Below are 541 nucleotides of genomic sequence, written 5' to 3'. Positions count from 1 at the left end.
TTAAGGGGCATGACTGCCAGGCTACCGAAACAGGATTTTTGTTGTACTCCTCCATTATCGTCGGATGGCACTTGATTCTGGGTGATGGAGGAAACAAAAAATGATTCTTTCAATATTGTTTACTGTTTTAATTCACGAAGCCGGCCATGCTTTGGGAATAATGCTCACCCGGGCTGGGCGCATTCAAGGATTGGTTTTGAATCTAAAAGGTATCGGTATCAGCTGGGAGCCTTATGCAAATGAACCGCTTAAAAGGGCGCTTGTTTCTTTAGCGGGTCCGGCAATTAATCTTCTTTTCGCAATTTCGTTCTTCATAACAGGACAGGAACTTCTCTTTCTGACCAACCTTGTATTCGGGTTAGTCAACTTACTTCCCTTACCCGGTTCAGACGGATCAAGGATATTAACCAACCTTAAACTTGCCTTTCAACAGTTACAATCTATAAGTTAATACTCTGAGTACATTTTGTTGTGGTTGGGGTTACGAAAATTCGTACTTTCAAAAAAAGGAATTATTGTCACCATGTCGAAAATTTAAATG

At 40.9% G+C, this 541-nt stretch carries 1 protein-coding gene; it reads left to right on the top strand.

Annotated elements, in window-relative coordinates:
- Positions 1-100: 100 nt before the first annotated feature.
- On the top strand, positions 101-451 hold the full coding sequence (locus tag SCJ97_11740) for a M50 family metallopeptidase (protein ID MDW7740700.1): 351 nt from the start codon (positions 101-103) through the stop codon (positions 449-451).
- Positions 452-541: the final 90 nt, after the last annotated feature.

It is taken from the genome of Bacillota bacterium (genome assembly GCA_033549065.1).
Lineage (GTDB): Bacteria > Bacillota > Dethiobacteria > DTU022 > DTU022 > JAWSUE01.
Note: the sequence above shows the minus strand (reverse complement) of the source record. Positions and strands in the feature narration are given on the sequence as shown.

Bases quoted from the DNA above. Each gene is read 5' to 3' on its own strand.
- SCJ97_11740 (MDW7740700.1), top strand. From the start codon at position 101: ATGATTCTTTCAATATTGTTTACTGTTTTAATTCACGAAGCCGGCCAT.